The sequence below is a fragment of the Cobetia sp. PS-4MA genome (assembly GCF_057670765.1).
Map to the genome: position 1 here is coordinate 43,864 of NZ_CM173107.1, position 15,902 is coordinate 59,765.

General features: G+C 62.2%; 16 protein-coding genes. 13 read left to right on the forward strand and 3 right to left on the reverse strand.

The genetic code is table 11. The features are described 5' to 3' along the window. The first annotated feature begins 70 nt into the window (after positions 1 to 70). The 8 genes from gshB to AC26AR_RS00225 all read left to right on the forward strand — a co-directional run bounded on the left by gshB (position 71) and on the right by AC26AR_RS00225 (position 6,505). Complete coding sequence (gene gshB, locus AC26AR_RS00190) at positions 71 to 1,042, forward strand: glutathione synthase (RefSeq protein WP_077379666.1); 972 nt, start codon at positions 71 to 73, stop codon at positions 1,040 to 1,042. A gap of 111 nt (positions 1,043 to 1,153) precedes the next feature. Next, positions 1,154 to 2,059, forward strand: coding sequence for a TonB family protein (locus tag AC26AR_RS00195; RefSeq protein WP_284729121.1), 906 nt, complete (start codon positions 1,154 to 1,156; stop codon positions 2,057 to 2,059). Between the two features lie 15 nt (positions 2,060 to 2,074). Beyond that, a complete protein-coding gene (locus AC26AR_RS00200; protein ID WP_077379662.1) occupies positions 2,075 to 2,632 on the forward strand; it encodes a YqgE/AlgH family protein in 558 nt (185 codons plus the stop codon). Beyond that, complete coding sequence (gene ruvX / locus AC26AR_RS00205) at positions 2,625 to 3,080, forward strand: Holliday junction resolvase RuvX (protein ID WP_077379660.1); 456 nt, start codon at positions 2,625 to 2,627, stop codon at positions 3,078 to 3,080. The genes AC26AR_RS00200 and ruvX overlap by 8 nt, the downstream gene beginning before the upstream one ends. 82 nt (positions 3,081 to 3,162) lie before the next feature. After that, positions 3,163 to 3,711 (forward strand): bifunctional pyr operon transcriptional regulator/uracil phosphoribosyltransferase PyrR, encoded by a 549-nt coding sequence (pyrR, locus tag AC26AR_RS00210; RefSeq protein WP_488107364.1) that lies wholly within the window; start codon positions 3,163 to 3,165, stop codon positions 3,709 to 3,711. After that, complete coding sequence (locus AC26AR_RS00215; protein ID WP_077379658.1) at positions 3,708 to 4,760, forward strand: aspartate carbamoyltransferase catalytic subunit; 1,053 nt, start codon at positions 3,708 to 3,710, stop codon at positions 4,758 to 4,760. The genes pyrR and AC26AR_RS00215 overlap by 4 nt, the downstream gene beginning before the upstream one ends. Further along, positions 4,757 to 6,022 (forward strand): dihydroorotase, encoded by a 1,266-nt coding sequence (locus AC26AR_RS00220; RefSeq protein WP_488107365.1) that lies wholly within the window; start codon positions 4,757 to 4,759, stop codon positions 6,020 to 6,022. The genes AC26AR_RS00215 and AC26AR_RS00220 overlap by 4 nt, the downstream gene beginning before the upstream one ends. Positions 6,023 to 6,319: 297 nt before the next feature. After that, positions 6,320 to 6,505: a tautomerase family protein gene (locus AC26AR_RS00225; RefSeq protein ID WP_136939473.1), complete on the forward strand. Its 186-nt coding sequence runs from the start codon at positions 6,320 to 6,322 to the stop codon at positions 6,503 to 6,505. A 239-nt stretch (positions 6,506 to 6,744) separates the two neighbouring features. Here AC26AR_RS00225 and serA read toward each other — a convergent pair whose 3' ends face one another. Further along, positions 6,745 to 7,995, reverse strand: coding sequence for a phosphoglycerate dehydrogenase (serA, locus tag AC26AR_RS00230; RefSeq protein ID WP_077379652.1), 1,251 nt, complete (start codon positions 7,993 to 7,995; stop codon positions 6,745 to 6,747). A gap of 312 nt (positions 7,996 to 8,307) precedes the next feature. Here serA and xseB point away from each other — a divergent pair, with 312 nt between their 5' ends. The 5 genes from xseB to AC26AR_RS00255 all read left to right on the forward strand — a co-directional run bounded on the left by xseB (position 8,308) and on the right by AC26AR_RS00255 (position 14,178). Next, positions 8,308 to 8,592, forward strand: coding sequence for an exodeoxyribonuclease VII small subunit (gene xseB / locus AC26AR_RS00235; RefSeq protein WP_077379650.1), 285 nt, complete (start codon positions 8,308 to 8,310; stop codon positions 8,590 to 8,592). Between the two features lie 26 nt (positions 8,593 to 8,618). Then, the gene (locus AC26AR_RS00240) at positions 8,619 to 9,518 is read left to right on the forward strand and encodes a polyprenyl synthetase family protein (protein WP_084209853.1); all 900 of its coding nucleotides are present in this window, start codon (positions 8,619 to 8,621) and stop codon (positions 9,516 to 9,518) included. 12 nt (positions 9,519 to 9,530) lie between these two features. Next, a complete protein-coding gene (gene dxs / locus AC26AR_RS00245; RefSeq protein ID WP_077379648.1) occupies positions 9,531 to 11,453 on the forward strand; it encodes a 1-deoxy-D-xylulose-5-phosphate synthase in 1,923 nt (640 codons plus the stop codon). Positions 11,454 to 11,641: 188 nt separating this feature from the next. After that, positions 11,642 to 12,265 (forward strand): glutathione S-transferase family protein, encoded by a 624-nt coding sequence (locus AC26AR_RS00250; RefSeq protein WP_488107366.1) that lies wholly within the window; start codon positions 11,642 to 11,644, stop codon positions 12,263 to 12,265. Between the two features lie 608 nt (positions 12,266 to 12,873). Then, positions 12,874 to 14,178, forward strand: coding sequence for a Fic family protein (locus tag AC26AR_RS00255; protein WP_279875546.1), 1,305 nt, complete (start codon positions 12,874 to 12,876; stop codon positions 14,176 to 14,178). Positions 14,179 to 14,326: 148 nt separating this feature from the next. On the opposite strand, the gene trhA is transcribed toward AC26AR_RS00255, so the two are convergent. Together trhA and ribA are read right to left on the reverse strand one after the other, a co-directional pair. Beyond that, the gene (trhA, locus tag AC26AR_RS00260; protein ID WP_488107367.1) at positions 14,327 to 15,010 is read right to left on the reverse strand and encodes a PAQR family membrane homeostasis protein TrhA; all 684 of its coding nucleotides are present in this window, start codon (positions 15,008 to 15,010) and stop codon (positions 14,327 to 14,329) included. 135 nt (positions 15,011 to 15,145) lie between these two features. Next, entirely contained in the window at positions 15,146 to 15,781 is a 636-nt protein-coding gene (gene ribA / locus AC26AR_RS00265) for a GTP cyclohydrolase II (protein ID WP_077379640.1), read from the reverse strand. Between the last annotated feature and the right edge of the window lie 121 nt (positions 15,782 to 15,902).

A 15,902-nucleotide genomic window follows, 5' to 3' on the forward strand; every position in this document is an offset into this window, starting at 1 on the left:
GCGCCGGGTAACATCCGCTTTTCTCATTGCCGGCCGGCTGGGTCGGCAGTGTCGTCAGAAGGTTGCCTCGATGACTGCTCGCAAGCTCAAGATCGGCGTGGTGATGGACCCGATGTCCAGCGTCACCTACAAGAAGGACACCACCCTGGCCATGCTGTGGGCCGCCGCCCAGCGTGGCTGGTCGCTGCATTACCTGGAGCAGGAAGATCTCTATCTCGAGAATGGCCGTGCGATGGGACGGATGCGGGATCTCGAGGTCTATCGGGATCCTGATCACTTCTATCAGCTGGGCGAGGTCGTCGCGACGCCGCTGGCCGAGCTTGACGTGATTCTGATGCGCAAGGACCCGCCCGTCGACGAGCACTTCCTGAACGCGGTCCACCTGCTGGGCTTCGCCGAACGTGAAGGCGTGCTGGTCGTCAATCCGACGGCCGCGCTGTTGACCTGCAACGAGAAGCTGTTCGCGCAGCAGTTCACCCAGTGCATTCCGCCGACGACCGTCTCGGCCAATGACAAGGTGTTGCGCGCCTTCCACGCGGAGCATGGCAATGTCATCTTCAAGCCGCTCGATGGCATGGGCGGCAGCGGTATCTTCCACGTCGCCGAAGATGGTCGCAATCTGGGATCGGTAATCGAGCAGCTGACCCTGCGTGGCCAGCGTCAGATCATGGCACAGCGTTACGTGCCGGAGATCAGTGCCGGCGATACCCGCATCCTGCTGGTCGATGGTGAGCCGGTGCCGTTCGGTCTGGCGCGCATTCCCAGCGCCGGAGAAACGCGTGGCAATCTTGCGGCTGGAGGACGTGGTGAGTCGCGTGAGCTGACGGATCGCGATTACTGGCTGGTCGAGCAGGTCAAGCCGGTGGTGAAGTCGCTGGGACTGATGTTCGTCGGTCTGGACGTGATCGGGGATTACATCACCGAGATCAACGTCACCAGCCCGACCTGCGTGCGTGAAATCGATGACCAGCGCGGTACGGACATCGCCGGGCTGCTGATGGATGCCATCGAGGCACGCCTCACGGCGCAGCAGTCCGCTTGATTGCCGCCGTCAATGGCGTCGGTGGCGTCAGATGGCGGCCAGCAAGTTCGCAGTAAACGGCAGGGATGCCGAAGCTGACACGACAGCGGTTTCGCAGACAGGGAGTGGGGCATGGCAGCACCCGTCGAGTGGTGGGGAGTCAACCATAGCGTGACCGATCCGATCACCTACGTGCCGGTGACCCGGATGCATCGTCGCGTGGTGGCCTGGGGCGCGGCACTGGGGGTGCATGCGGTAGTCGGCTGGTGGCTGCTGGGGAGTGGCCTGATGGTGCCCCCTCAGGTGCCGCCATTGCCTGACCCGGTGATGCTCGACGTCACGCTGGTCAGCCAGGCCAGCTCACGTGCCGTCACATCGGATGTCGTCGCCGAGCAGGATCAGCAGGCCAGTGGAAGCGGGCGTGAGGCGGCGGTGCAAGCCGGGCCAGCCAGTCAGACGCCCCCCCGGGCGGGTGAGCAGAGAGCTCCCGTCAGCGGCGAGGCCCCGGTGCCCGAGGCAGCTGCCGTGCCCCTGGTGTTGCCGGAGCGCATCCCGGAGGTCATCGCGACCCGCAATGATTCGCCACAGCAGGTCTCGCATTCCGAGATCCTGCCGGATACGCCGGACAATGAGCAGGAAGCCATCGAGCAGGATGTCGGGGCGATCCAGGCCTCGGGCCAGACTCGCGAGGTGGCCGGTGATGTGGCCTCGCGCAAGGCGGCCCGCGCCTCGGCGCGGGCTCGCTACATCAATGACTGGACCGGCACGGTGCAGTCCTTCGGCAATCTCCACTATCCCGCGCCCGCCGATCTGAGCGGGGAGCTGCGCATTCGTGCCGTCGTGTTGCCCAGCGGTCAGCTTGAGTACGCGGAAGTGTTACAATCCTCGGGACATGCCGAGCTCGACCAGGCGGCTCTGGATACGGTCTATGGCGCGGCCCCCTATGCTCCCTTCGATGAGAGTCTCAGGGGCATGAGCCAACTGACCATCACCCGCATCTGGCGATTCGGCCCCGGCAACGATTCTGGCGCGCCCTGACGCCTCGGGAGGACCATGCAAAGTCTGCGAGACCATTTCCTGCTGGCGATGCCTCATCTCGATGATGACAACTTTTCCGGCTCGCTGAGTTACCTCTGTGATCACGATGAAAAGGGCACCTTGGGTGTCATCGTCAACAAGCCCATCAAGCTGACCATGCGTGGTCTGTTCGAGCAGCTCGAGATCGCGGCGGACAGCTGCGAGTGCCTGGAAGACGTCGTCTATTATGGCGGCCCCGTGCACAAGGACCGCGGCTTCATCCTGCACCGTGGCCAGGCCGCGGAATGGGATTCCAGCCTGCAGGTGACGGATGAGCTGGCCCTTACGACCTCGCTGGATATTCTCAAGGCGATCGCCGACAACAAGGGGCCGGAAGATTTCATGGTCTGCCTCGGCTGTGCTGGCTGGGAGCCTGACCAGCTGACGAATGAGCTCAAGGAGAACAGTTGGCTGATCGTCGAAGGCGACAGCGGCATTCTCTTTGATGCCGACAGCGAGTCGCGCCTTGATGCAGCGGCCCGCAAGCTGGGTGTGAACATGAGCCTGATGTCACGGGAGATCGGGCATGGCTGAGCGGGTCGTCAGCCGGACGGTACTGGCCTTCGATTTCGGTACGCGCCGTATCGGGGTGGCAGTGGGCACCGAGATGCTGGGCACGGCCTCACCGCTGGTGCCCCTGCACGTGCGTGACGGCATCCCGGACTGGAATGTGGTCACTCGTCTGATCGAGGAGTGGCAGCCGGATCTGTTCGTGGTGGGATTGCCACTGGAGCTGGACGGCACCGAAAGCCTGATGTGCAGCCGTGCCCGCAAGTTTGGCAAGCGTCTGTACGGCCGATATGGCAAGCCGCTGGAGATGTGGGATGAGCGTGGTTCCACCAAGGCGGCCAAGGGGCTGGCACGTGAACGCGGTCACCGCGGCAACTATCGTGATGATGGCGTGGATGGCCTCGCCGCTCAGCTGATACTCGAGAGCTGGTTTGCAAGCCAGCGAGGCGAGGGCGACCTTGTCGGTTACTGAATACCCCACCCGCTTCCTTCACGGAAGCGGGTTTTTTTTGTCTGTCTGCCGCCGCTGGCGGAAGTATGAGGATGCGATACCCATGCAACATTCCGAGGTACACGACGACCACGAGACGCTGCCCGATGTGGAAGCGCTTCTCGAGGCGATGACCGAAGAGCTCGAGTTGTTGTTCGAGCGTCGTGAGATCGAGCGTGAGCGGCTGATTCCTGTCGGCATTCATACCGGCGGGGTATGGATTGCCCGGGCACTGCGTGAGCGTCTGGGGCTCAGCGAAGCGTTGGCGACGCTGGACATCGGTTTCTGGCGAGATGATTTCGGGCACAAGGGGTTGCCGGACGCCGGCAAGGGCTCACAGCTGCCGGATATCGAGAATCGCGATCTTCTGCTGGTCGACGATGTGTTGATGAGTGGTCGCACCGTGCGTGCTGCGCTCAATGAACTGTTCGATTACGGGCGTCCACGACGCGTATTGCTGGCCTGTCTGCTGGAGCTGCCGGGGCGTGAACTGCCGGTTCAGCCGGATGCGCTGGGCGCCAGTCTGGCCCTGGCGCCCGGCAAGCGCATCAAGCTGGAAGGGCCGGATGCCTTGCGTCTGACGTTGGTGGATACCGGGGAGAGTGCGGCATGAACCTGTTCGATCTCACCCAGGCCAGCGCAGAGGTGCGTGCGGCCTCCCCGTCCCAGGTCCAGCTTGACGAGCAGGGGCGTCTGCGCCACTTCCTGGATATCGAAGGCTTGCCGCGTGCAGTCCTGACCGAGATTCTCGACACGGCGGATCACTTCCGCGGCATCGGTGATGCGGAGGTCAAGAAGGTGCCTCTGCTGCGGGGGCGTACGGTGGCCAATCTGTTCTTCGAGAACTCCACGCGTACCCGGGCCACCTTCGAGCTCGCCGCCAAGCGCCTGTCGGCGGATGTGCTCAACCTGGACATCAAGACGTCTTCCGCAGCCAAGGGCGAGTCACTGATGGACACGCTGGTCAATCTCGAGGCCATGCAGGCGGATGCCTTCGTGGTGCGCCATGGTGACTCGGGCGCGGCGCACTTCATCGCCAGCCAGATCACGCCCCATGTGGCGATCATCAACGCCGGTGACGGGCGTCATGCCCACCCGACCCAGGCGATGCTCGACATGCTGACCATTCGTCGCCACAAGGGTGATTTTGCCAACCTGCGCGTCGCCATCGTCGGTGACATCCTGCATTCGAGAGTCGCGCGCTCGCAGATTCTGGCACTCAACACCCTGGGGGCAGCCGAGGTGCGTGTCGTGGCCCCCAGGACACTGCTGCCCGTGGGCGTCGAGACATTGGGCTGCCAGGTGTTCACCGAGCTTGAAGCCGGGCTCAAGGATGTCGATGTCGTCATCATGTTGCGTCTGCAGAAGGAGCGCATGGATGGCGCGCTGCTGCCCTCGGAGTCGGAATACTATCGTCGCTACGGCCTGACCCGCGAAAGCCTCGCCCACGCGCATCCTGAGGCGGTAGTAATGCATCCGGGACCCATCAATCGAGGTGTCGAGATCGAATCCGCCGTCGCGGATGGTCCGCGCTCGCTGATCCTCGATCAGGTCACCAATGGCATCGCCGTCCGGATGGCGGTGCTGTCGATGGCGGTATCAGGCCAGATGAAGGCGCGCGCTGAGCGCAGAAATGAACGTTCTCGAGGAGCTGGAGCATGAAACTCAGCCTCATCAATGCTCGGGTCATCGACCCCTCCAGTGGCCGCGATGGCCAGTATGACCTGCACCTCGAAGAGGGACGTCTGGTCGCGATCGGTGCGCCTCCGCGTGACTTCGTCGCGGATGAGCAGCAGGATCTCTCGGGCAAGCTTGTCGTGCCGGCCTTCGCTGACCTGGGGGCCCATCTGCGTGATCCCGGACCGCGCTACAAGGGCAGTCTGGCCAGTGAATCGGCCGCGGCACTGGCAGGGGGATACAGCGTCATCCTGCCTCGTCCGGATACCAGTCCGGTGCTCGACAGTGCCTCTCACGTGCGCACCCTGCTCGATCGCGCTCGCGATGTGGCAGGTGTCAGGGTGGCCCCCCTGGGAGCGCTGACCCAGGGGCTGGAAGGGGAGCTGCTCGCCAACATGGCCGCACTCAAGTCCGTCGGTTGTGTCGCCTTGACCAACCTGCGCAGGCCGATCCGTGATCTTGGTGTGCTGCGACGTTGTCTGGAATATGCGCGCACCTTCGATATCACGGTGGTCTTCCAGGCACAGGAAGCCACCTTGGCGGGTCAGGGATGTGCGCACGAGGGGGCCATCGCGTCACGCCTCGGATTGGCAGGAATTCCCGAATCGGCAGAGACCATCGCGCTGACCCAATGGCTGCTGCTGATCGAGCAGACCGGCGTGAGGGCGCATGTCTCGCTGCTTTCCAGTGCTCGCGCGGTGGAGTTGGTGCGTGATGCCAAGGCCCGAGGGCTGGATATCACCGCGGATGTCTCGATCGCCCAGTTGCATTGGACCGATGAGCAGCTGGAAGGCTTTGATGCCAACTTCCATCTTCAGCCGCCTCTGCGCAGTGCCGACGATCGTGAGGCACTTCGTGCCGCTGTCGCCGATGGCACCATCGATGCGATCGTCAGTGACCACCTGCCACATGAGGCGGCCGCGAAATGTGCGCCTTTCGCGGTCTCCGAGCCCGGCATGACCAGTCTGGAAACCGTGCTGCCGCTTGGGCTGGCGCTGGTCAAGGCCGAGATGATCAAGCTGCCGCGCCTGATCGAGACCCTGACGTTCAGCGCCCGGCGCTTCGGGCTCAAGGGGGGCATGCTGAAGGAAGGTGAGTATTGTGATCTCGCGGTGATTGATATGGAGCAGAAATGGCGTGTCTCCAGCGAGACGCTGGCAAGTGCTGGACATAATACGCCACTGCTCGGCATGCAGTTGACCGGGCGTGTCGAACGCGTGCTGTTGGGCGATACGCGCTACGCTTGAAAGATGTTTCACGTGGAACATCCATGCTTCACCAGGAGGCCGGTCTCTTGAGGTCAGTCTCTGGGTGGCTGGTTACAACTTGCTGATAAGTCAGCGATTTCATGGCTTGTGGTGCTGGGGAGCTATTGGTTGCTTCGCAGAGAAGCCAGTGCCGACCTGGGCAACATGTCCGCCACGATCAGCAGATGTTTCACGTGGAACATCGATGCCCGGCATCACGCCACATGGCCAGCATGTCGTTGCGCGAGCCTCGAGTGCTGGAAAAGAGAATGTTGGAATATATAGGAAGTCGAAAGCATGCCCATGATTCGTGCGGAATTCATCAGCGGCAAGACAGAGGCACAGAAACGGGAACTGGTCGAAGCCTTGACCCGTGAGACGGCTCGCGTACTGGAGGTGCGCAAGGAGTCGGTATGGGTCGTACTGCAGGAAGTCGAGCCGGAAAACTGGGCGGTTGCGGGTACGCCATTGTCAGACCGCTGAGTGCAATGGGCGCGATGGTCACTGCTGTTCACAAGCGTCGTGTCGTGACACAAGTGGTTGAATATATTTGGTTTTACCAAAAAATCGAAGATGTTCCACGTGAAACAGTCAGTGCGTCATCGCCTCTCTGTTCCGAGTCGTATTGAAAAAAAAACGCCGCAGCCTGATGGCTGCGGCGTTCTTGTATCAGCGACATCCCCACGGCTATGGTTCCGTCACTGTGACGTGCACTGTCGGATTCACCCTTCGAAATCAGCTTCCGAGTAGAGAGTACGAATGCGCAGCGTATGGTCGACGGTCTTGAGGGCCTCGAGTGCCTTCTTGCCGTAGGCCTTGTCGACATCGATGACCACGTAACCGACGGTATTGTTGGTCTGCAGGTACTGGCCGGAAATGTTGATGCCTTCCTCGGACAGTACGCGGTTGATGTGGGACATCACGCCCGGCACGTTGTCGTGGATGTGCAGCAGACGGTGCTTCTCCGGGTGGGCCGGCAGCGCGACCTCCGGGAAGTTGACGGAGCCGATGGTGGTGCCGTTATCGGAGTAGGTCACCAGCTTCTCCGCCACTTCCACGCCAATGTTTTCCTGAGCTTCCATGGTGGAACCACCCACGTGCGGCGTCAGAATGACATTGTCGAACTCGCGAAGCGGGGAGACGAACTCTTCACCATTGCCTTTCGGTTCGACCGGGAAGACGTCAATGGCCGCGCCCAGCAGCTTGCCGCTGGAGAGGGCTTCGGCGAGGTCCTCGATCACCACGGTAGTACCGCGAGCGGCGTTGATGAAGACACTGTTCTGCTTCATCAGCGCGAACTGCTGCTTGCCCATCATCCACTTGGTGGAGGGGATTTCCGGGACGTGCAGGGTGACGATGTCAGCGCGCGCCAGCAGTTCTTCCAGGCTTGCCACCTGGCGGGCATTGCCCATGCCCAGCTTGGTGACCGCATCATAGTAGATGACATCCAGACCGAGAGATTCGCTCAGTACGGACAGCTGCGAGCCGATGCTGCCGTAGCCGACGATGCCCAGTGTCTTGCCCCGGACTTCATGGCTGTTCTTGGCAGTTTTCATCCACTGGCCACGGTGCGCCTTGGCGCTCTTTTCCGGCACGCCACGCATCAGCATGATCGCTTCTGCCAGTACCAGCTCGGCGACGGAGCGGGTATTGGAGTAGGGCGCATTGAAGACCGGGATGCCGCGCTTGAGTGCAGCTTCCAGATCGACCTGATTGGTGCCGATGCAGAAGCAGCCGATGGCGGTGAGCTTCTCGGCAGCGCTGATCACGCGCTCGTTGAGCTGGGTGCGGGAGCGGATGCCGATGAAGTGCACATCACGGATCTTCTCGATCAGTTCGTCCTCGGCGAGCGAGGTCTGAAGCAGCTCGATGTTGGTGTAACCCGCGTTGAGGAAGTTATCCACGGCGGATTGGTGGACACCCTCGAGCAATAGAATCTTGATCTTGCTCTTGTCCAGGGACGTCTTGGCCATTGTCGAATCAACCCTCTCGCCGGTCATGCCGACGTTTCTGTTCGTTTGGTCTTTTTCATGTCCTGCTGGCGTGTCACGCCTTTAGAAAATGCCAGAAAAACAGCGGGGCGTGCTGTCAACAGGGGGGCAAAGAATATCACAGCTGGTGCGGGCCCCGGTTGAAATGTCCAATCGGTCAGCATGAAAAATGCACAGCTTGAAACGAGTGGTCACGCCGGTGTCGGGTGGGCAGCGTCACAGGGCCCATCAGGTTATACTGGCATATCACATGGACATCCCGGGTTCAGCCCGGTCTGATCAGCGAGAGCACTCATGGCCGAACAGGAAGCGCCGCAGGATTTCGCCGCCACCCTTGCGCGTCTCGAGGGATTGGTGACGCAACTGGAAGCCGGCGACATGTCGCTGGAAGCGTCATTGGGCGCTTTCGAGGAGGGAGTGCGTCTGGCGCGTGAAGCACAACGACGGCTCGACGACGCCGAGCTGCGTCTGCAGGCCTTGGTCGAAGGGCCTGATGGCACGCTGGTGTCCACTGCATTCGAAGCGCCCGAGATGCCCGGCAGTTCCGTCGGTGCAGGGGATGAGGAGAACGATTGGTGATGTCAGGTGCATCGACGACGCAAGCCATGCCGTCCGCGCAGGCAAGCGAATTGATTCGTGGTGGGCAGGCGCGTAGCGAGGCTGTGCTCGAGGCATTGCTCAGTCCAGCGGGGGCGGTCAGTGATCGGCTGGAAGAGGCCATGCGTTACAGCGTGCTGGGAGGTGGCAAGCGACTGCGGCCTGTCCTGCTGTACGCTGCCGGACGTGCGCTGGGAGGCGATGAGGACGAGGCAGGGCGTGCAGCGCTGGATGCCACTGCGGCCGCTCTGGAGCTTGTTCATGCCTATTCACTGGTTCACGATGACCTGCCGGCGATGGACGACGACGACCTGCGCCGTGGCCAGCCCACCGTCCATCGCGCCTTCGATGAGGCGACCGCGATTCTGGCGGGCGATGCCCTGCTGAGCCTGGCCTTCGAGGTCATTGCCGATACCGCACATGCGAGAACGCCAGCCCTGATACGCACCCTCGCGGAGGCTTCCGGTCGACGTGGCATGGTGGCGGGGCAGGCGCTGGATCTCGAGGCGGTGGGGCAGTTCCGAGAGGTCGAGGCGCTGTCGCGCATGCACGCCTACAAGACTGGCGCGCTGATTCGCTCGGCTGTTCGTCTTGGCGGGCTGGTGGCGGTCGAGGAATCGGATTCGCGTCTTGAGGCTCTCGAGCGCTACGCTTCTGCCATCGGCCTGGCTTTCCAGATTCAGGATGACATCCTGGATGTGACCGGCGATACCGCCACGCTGGGCAAGACCGCCGGTGCGGATGCTGCACGCGACAAGCCGACCTACCCGTCATTGCTTGGCCTGGAAGGAGCCCGAACCCGGGCAGGTCAGTTATTGGACGAGGCCCTGGATGCCCTGGCACCGCTGGGAGAGGCCGCAGAGCCTCTCGCGGTGCTGGCGCGCTACATGATCGAGCGAGACCACTGATTCCTGACGCCTATGAAGCTGTTTGACGAGATACCTGAGGCGCGCCCCGCGACGCCATTGCTCGATGCGGTCGAGACACCAGACGCACTGCGGGCCATGAGTCCGGCACAGCTGCGCCAGCTGGCCGATGAATTGCGCGCCTTCCTGCTTTACAGCGTCGGCTGCACCGGGGGGCACTTCGGTGCCGGCCTCGGTGTCGTCGAGCTGACGGTTGCCCTGCATCATGCGCTGGAAACCCCGCGTGATCGCCTGGTGTGGGATGTCGGTCATCAGGCCTATCCCCACAAGATCCTGACCGGCCGGCGCGACGCCATGCACAGCATGCGTCAATACAACGGCCTGTCTGCCTTCCCCAAGCGCGCCGAGAGTGACTACGACACCTTCGGGGTGGGGCATTCCAGCACCTCGATCAGCGCCGCGCTGGGCATGGCACTGGGCGCGCGTACCGCGGGAGAATCCCGTCGCGCCTGTGCGGTGATCGGTGATGGCGCCCTGACGGCCGGCATGGCCTTCGAGGCGCTGGCGCATGCCGGGCACGTCAAAGCCAACCTGCTGGTCGTGCTCAACGACAACGAGATGTCGATCTCGGAAAATGTCGGCGGTCTGGCGAGCTATCTGGCGCGTATCCTGGCCAGCAAGCCCTATACCCAGATGCGCGCCAACGGCAAGAAGCTGCTGTCGCCGCTCCCGGGGGCGCTGGAGCTTGCCAAGCGTACCGAAGAGCACATGAAGGGCTTCATCAGTCCGGCGACGTTGTTCGAGGAGATGGGCTTCAATTACATCGGTCCCATCGATGGGCATGATCTGCCGGCGCTGGTCCAGACACTGCGCAACATGCGCGATCTCGAGGGTCCGCAGTTCCTGCATGTGGTGACGCGCAAGGGCAAGGGCTTCCTGCCGGCCGAGCGCGACCCCATCGGCTACCACGCGATCACCAAGCTGGAGAAGGCCTCGTCGGAGCAGGCGCGGCAGGCGCCTTCCGTGACGGATGTACCGGCACCCAGGCCGCAGAAGTACTGCAGCGTCTTCGGCAACTGGATCTGTGATGCCGCCGCGGCTGACCCTCGTGTCATCGGTGTCACGCCTGCCATGCGGGAAGGCTCGGATCTGGTGCGTTTCTCGAAGGAATATCCTGATCGCTACTACGATGTCGCCATCGCGGAGCAGCATGCCGTGACGGTGGCGGCCGGCATGGCCTGTGAAGGCATGAAGCCGGTGGTGGCGATCTATTCCACCTTCCTGCAGCGTGGCTATGATCAGTTGATCCATGATGTCGCGGTACAGAAGCTGGATGTCACCTTTGCCATCGATCGCGCGGGACTGGTGGGTGAGGATGGACCGACCCACCACGGCAGCCTCGACATGTCCTTCCTGCGTTGCGTGCCGGAGCTGGTGGTGATGGCGCCGGCGGACGAGAGCGAGTGTCGTGGCATGTTGAGTGCGGCGCTGGCACATCCCGGTCCGGCGGCCGTGCGTTATCCGCGTGGCACCGGACCCGGCGTCGCCACGGGGCATGACCTGACGCCACTGACGATCGGCAAGGGCGAATATCGTCGTCGCATCAGTGCCAGTCCCGACGTGCGCATTGCCATCGTTGCCGTAGGCAGCATGAACACGCCGGTGGCGGAGGTCGCCGAGGCACTGGACGCGACCCACTTCAATCTGCGCTCCATCAAGCCGCTGGATCGCGAGGCCCTGCTGGAGATCGCCGACGAGCATGATCTGGTCGTCACGGTGGAAGAGAATGCCGTGGCAGGCGGTGCGGGTGCCGGCGTGGCAGAGCTCTACCTGAATGCCGGTCTCGCGCAGCCGATGCTGCTGCTGGGACTGCCGGATGACTTCGTCGAGCATGGCAAGCCGGCAGAGCTGCTGCGTGATTGCGGGCTGGATGCGGCTGGCATTCGCGCCAGTATCGAAGGGCGTCTCGCACGCTGAAGTTGCCACCTGGCTCACAGGAACGCCTGTGGATGATTCGAACATTCGAGTTGTCCACAGGCGTTTTTTCTTGCGTGAAAAACGCGCCTGATGTGCCGCACTCTGCTGGCATGATCGACGCTGGCGCGCCATGCTGGGACGGACTGCCGATCCCCTTTTCGCAATGTTGCCAAGGAACGCCCGCCACGATGCTGACTCTCTACAGCTACCCCAATTCCCGCTCACTGCGCGTCGCCTGGACGCTGGAAGAGCTGGAACTCGACTATCGGATCCACAGCCTCGATCTCAAGGCGGGAGAAGGACGCAGCCCCGAGTATCTGGCCATTCATCCCGACGGCAAGGCGCCCGCCATCGTCGAGGGGGAGTTGGTACTGTTTGAATCCAGTGCCATCTGTCGCTATCTCGCCGCCCGTGAAGGCCGCCTGATACCGTCTTCGCTGGAAGGTCAGGCGCAGCTAGACCAGTGGCTTAGCTTTGTGACCACCGAACTTGAGCAGCCGCTGTGGACGCTGGCCAAGCACACCTTCGCATTGCCGGAAGAACGACGCTGTGAAGACGTGAAGCAGACCGCGCAGTGGGAATTCCAGCGTGCATTGGGAGCGCTCCAGCGCCGCTTCGAGGGACAGGGCTGGTTGTTGGGCGACGACTTCACCCTCGCTGATCTTTTCCTCGCTCAGGTATTGGGCTGGGCCCACAAGGCGCAGCAGCCGATCCCCTCGTCGCTTGCGCGCTGGATGCAGGAAGCTCTTGCGCGCCCGGCCTGCGCACGGGCGCGTGAGCGTGAGGCCCAGGCTGCCGCCAATCGCACCTGATACATATGAGACATCCACATCGAGAGATGCCTCTCGCTCTGTCACAGCCATGAAATGAGGCGCGTGAGACAAGGCCTCTGAAAGCTCGCACAAGCGCCAAGGCGCCACCCTGATATCAGGGTGGCGCCTTTTTTGTTTCCAGGCCTCAGGCGGGCTCTCCGGGCGTTCTGTCGCGTCCGAAATCGTGGGGGCCTGGCGAAGCCTCACGACAGCGGGGCGGGCCACGTGCCGCGGGTGGGGCTGCAGGCGAGGCCGCGGCATCCGAGACCTGTCAGGCGTCATCCGCACTGCCGGAATGGCGGTTGATCCGATCTTGAGCGCTTTTCGTGTCTAAATGTGATGCGTAATCATCAATATAATATTGAGTTGATTGGTTGTTGATCGGTCGTGAGGTCTGAGAGGGCCAGGGAGTCCGGTGCAGCCGCTAAAACGCCATGTGAATCAGTCGCTTGCCTATGACGTGGCGATTGTCAGACATGGATTTGAGTAAAAGTTGATCGGATATCGCAAATTATGATTCTTTCGCATCATTTATTGATTCGATATATCGTTAATTGCGAATCCTCGTGGTATGATTTGCACAGAAACCTCAATGGGGATAACGACTTATGTGGATCTGGCAGCAGCCTGACTGGCCGCAGGGACGACTGGCGATCATGCCGCTGTTGAGCGAGATGAGCGCAACGCAGGCGGTGATGTCACCGTTGGTGGCGCAAGGGCAGCAATTGAAGGCTCGCCAACGTCTGCGCCTCGAAGCCACCTTGCTCAGTGAAGAGATGGAGGCCTGTGCCCGCCTGTCCGGCGTGGTATTTGGCAGGGCCGCATTGCGCGATGCCCTTTACCAGGCATTGGGGCTGGAATCCGGACAGCTGGAGGCGCCCCGTGGGCAGGTGCCGGGGATTGATGTCTTCGTGGATGTCATGCTCGAAGTGGTGCGGACGGCCTTCCAGCCGCTGGCGCGTGAGCAGGTACTGGAATGGCATCGCCGGCTGGGCCCCTTCCTGCCGCGCAGCAGTGGTCAGCGTCTCGGTGAATGGCGTGATGGGCCCCATGAAGCGGTCAGCGGACGTTATGGCCTCAAGCGATTGCGCTACCGAGCGCCTGGCATGACCGGTGATGAACTTGCGGATGAGCTGGAGCGTTTCTGGCAGCGTCTGGAAGAGGAGGAGCCGGAGGCTGGCAATCCCGGAGTGATCAACGCCCTCAGGCTGCATGCCCACTGGCAGGCGCTCTCACCACTGGCGCTGGGCAACGGGTTGATCGGACGCTTGCTGCTGACTCGCTGGTTGACGCGCGTCGATACGCTGGCGGCATTGCAGCAGCAGGGAGAGTGGACGGGGCAGGTGGCGAAACACTGGGAAGCAGAGGCGTTGGAGCAGCTCTGCTGGCGTCGCCAGACATTGTTCACGGTGGTGGCGGAGCGTCAGGAGGAGCTGCGTGAGCTCGAACAGCATTGTCTTGGTACGCCGGGCACCTCGCCGAGTGGGCAAGCGCTTCCGCCTGAGCTCAACCGGGCCTTGAATGGCGATGCGGCCGATGAGGTGCTGCCGGGTGACATGAACGCCTGGGTCGCGTGGTGGCTGAGACAGCTGCGAGATGGCGGACGACGGACGGCATCCCACTACCTGAGAGTGCAGCGTGCCGAGCGCCTGTGGATGGAACATGCCAGAACGCCACTGAATTCCCGTCAGCGCGAACTGGTGTTGACCCTGCTGGAGCGTGATGACGACGAGGGTATCGGGCGTGCGGAGTATCGCGCGCTTGTCGAGACCTCAGACCCGACGGCAGCGCGAGATCTCGCCGATCTGACCGCCAAGCAGGTGCTGGAAAGCTATGGTGTCGGGCGCGGCACGCGCTATCGGCTGCCGGTCTTCGCGCCGCAGGAAGACCGCGCCGTGAGAAACGAGCCCTGAAAAGCGCGTCTTGAAAGCGAAAATATCGCGAAAAAAAGCAGGAAGGGTCATGACGACCTTTCCCGCTTTTTTTCATCTGGCTTGCCAGTGCTCTCAAGTCAGTGCTCTCAAGCCAGTGTGCTCAAGAGAGCCGGCCTCGTGTCAGACCTCACACGGAATATGGCAGCACACCTGTGTAGATCGCGAAGAAGTGGCAGGTACTGCCGCCGAGCACGAACAGATGCCAGATGGCGTGGTGATAGCGCAGGCGTGTCATCAGGAAGAAGATGACGCCCAGGGTATAGGTGATGCCTCCGGCCACCAGCAGGATGAGCCCCGTCTCGGAGAGCTGCTCGACCAGCAGGGGTGACGCGAACACGATCAGCCAGCCCATCAATAGATAGACGGTGACGCGCAGCGCACTGAAACGCGCTGGCCAGCGTAGCTTGAGAAAGATGCCGCCCAGCGCGAGGGACCAGATGATGGCAAACAGTGTCCAGCCTGTCGGACCCCGCAGATTGACCAGCAGAAAGGGGGTATAGGTGCCAGCGATGAGCAGATAGATGGCGCAGTGGTCCATCAACTGGAAAGCGGACTTGAGGCGTGGGTGGCGGATGCCATGATAGAGCGTCGAGGCAGCGTAGAGCGCGACCAGGGTGGTGCCATAGAGGCTGATGCTGATGATCTTCCAGGGATCGGCCTCTGCCGCCAGACAGGCCATCACGATCAGCACCACGGTGCCGATGAGTCCCATGACAGCGCCGAGACCGTGGCTGGCACTATGTAGCCATTCTTCAAACCGGGTATAGAGAGCGGGACGTGACGATGTCGGTGAGGGTGAGGGCTTGCGCATGGTGATGTCTCCGGCGCGGATTCCTCTCAAGCCTACTCTCTATAGGATGACGCCGTCATGTCACGCTCTTTCGCCGCCTTCATGGGCTCTCGATGGGCGGGAGCACATCAGTGCCCCCCTCCCGCATCTCGATCTCTACTCGCTGCGCTCGATATCCACGTCGCTGGCGTGGGTGAAGTCATCGAGTGCCATCATGTGGCCAAGCTTGCCGGCCTTGGTCGAGAGGTATTGCTCGTTGTGCGGGTTCAGACCGGTGGTGATCGGCTGACGCTCGCTGATGGTGACGCCATCGCGGGTGAGCGCATCGACCTTGCGCGGGTTGTTGGTCATCAGCTTGAGGGTGCTGACCCCGAGATGCTCCAGCATCGGGACGCAGATATCGTAGCGGCGCATGTCAGCGCCGAAGCCCAGGCGCTCATTGGCTTCGACAGTATCGGCACCGCCATCCTGCAGCTCATAGGCGCGAATCTTGTTGAGCAGGCCGATGCCGCGCCCTTCCTGACGCAGGTAGAGCAGCACGCCACGCCCTTCGGCGGCAATGCGCTTGAGCGCTTCCTGCAGCTGATAGCCGCAGTCACAGCGCATGGAGAAGAGGGCGTCGCCGGTCAGGCACTCCGAGTGCACACGGCCCAGCACCGGCGCGCCGTCATCGATGTCGCCCAGGGTCAGAGCGATGTGGTCCTTGCCGGTGGTTTCGTCCTCGAAACCGTGCATGGTGAAGGTCGCCCAGGGGGTTGGCAGCCGCGAGGCGGCGATGAATCGAATGGTCACTGTTCACCTCGAACGCCCGAACAATCGCCGGGCTGAAAAAGCACGGGCATGCAGGGTCTCGGCAATGTCTCGATGAGTGATTCACGTCATTGGCGGCCAGCATGCAATCATCAGGCGAGTT

What these genes read in the sequence shown, in the direction of transcription:
- AC26AR_RS00195 (WP_284729121.1), top strand. Translation starts at nt 1,154, where the DNA reads ATGGCAGCACCCGTCGAGTGGTGGGGAGTCAACCATAGCGTGACCGAT.
- gshB (WP_077379666.1), top strand. Translation starts at nt 71, where the DNA reads ATGACTGCTCGCAAGCTCAAGATCGGCGTGGTGATGGACCCGATGTCC.
- AC26AR_RS00225 (WP_136939473.1), top strand. Translation starts at nt 6,320, where the DNA reads ATGCCCATGATTCGTGCGGAATTCATCAGCGGCAAGACAGAGGCACAG.
- serA (WP_077379652.1), bottom strand. Translation starts at nt 7,995, where the DNA reads ATGGCCAAGACGTCCCTGGACAAGAGCAAGATCAAGATTCTATTGCTC.
- AC26AR_RS00220 (WP_488107365.1), top strand. Translation starts at nt 4,757, where the DNA reads ATGAAACTCAGCCTCATCAATGCTCGGGTCATCGACCCCTCCAGTGGC.
- AC26AR_RS00240 (WP_084209853.1), top strand. Translation starts at nt 8,619, where the DNA reads ATGCCGTCCGCGCAGGCAAGCGAATTGATTCGTGGTGGGCAGGCGCGT.
- AC26AR_RS00200 (WP_077379662.1), top strand. Translation starts at nt 2,075, where the DNA reads ATGCAAAGTCTGCGAGACCATTTCCTGCTGGCGATGCCTCATCTCGAT.
- dxs (WP_077379648.1), top strand. Translation starts at nt 9,531, where the DNA reads ATGAAGCTGTTTGACGAGATACCTGAGGCGCGCCCCGCGACGCCATTG.
- AC26AR_RS00250 (WP_488107366.1), top strand. Translation starts at nt 11,642, where the DNA reads ATGCTGACTCTCTACAGCTACCCCAATTCCCGCTCACTGCGCGTCGCC.
- ruvX (WP_077379660.1), top strand. Translation starts at nt 2,625, where the DNA reads ATGGCTGAGCGGGTCGTCAGCCGGACGGTACTGGCCTTCGATTTCGGT.
- pyrR (WP_488107364.1), top strand. Translation starts at nt 3,163, where the DNA reads ATGCAACATTCCGAGGTACACGACGACCACGAGACGCTGCCCGATGTG.
- AC26AR_RS00255 (WP_279875546.1), top strand. Translation starts at nt 12,874, where the DNA reads ATGTGGATCTGGCAGCAGCCTGACTGGCCGCAGGGACGACTGGCGATC.
- xseB (WP_077379650.1), top strand. Translation starts at nt 8,308, where the DNA reads ATGGCCGAACAGGAAGCGCCGCAGGATTTCGCCGCCACCCTTGCGCGT.
- trhA (WP_488107367.1), bottom strand. Translation starts at nt 15,010, where the DNA reads ATGCGCAAGCCCTCACCCTCACCGACATCGTCACGTCCCGCTCTCTAT.
- AC26AR_RS00215 (WP_077379658.1), top strand. Translation starts at nt 3,708, where the DNA reads ATGAACCTGTTCGATCTCACCCAGGCCAGCGCAGAGGTGCGTGCGGCC.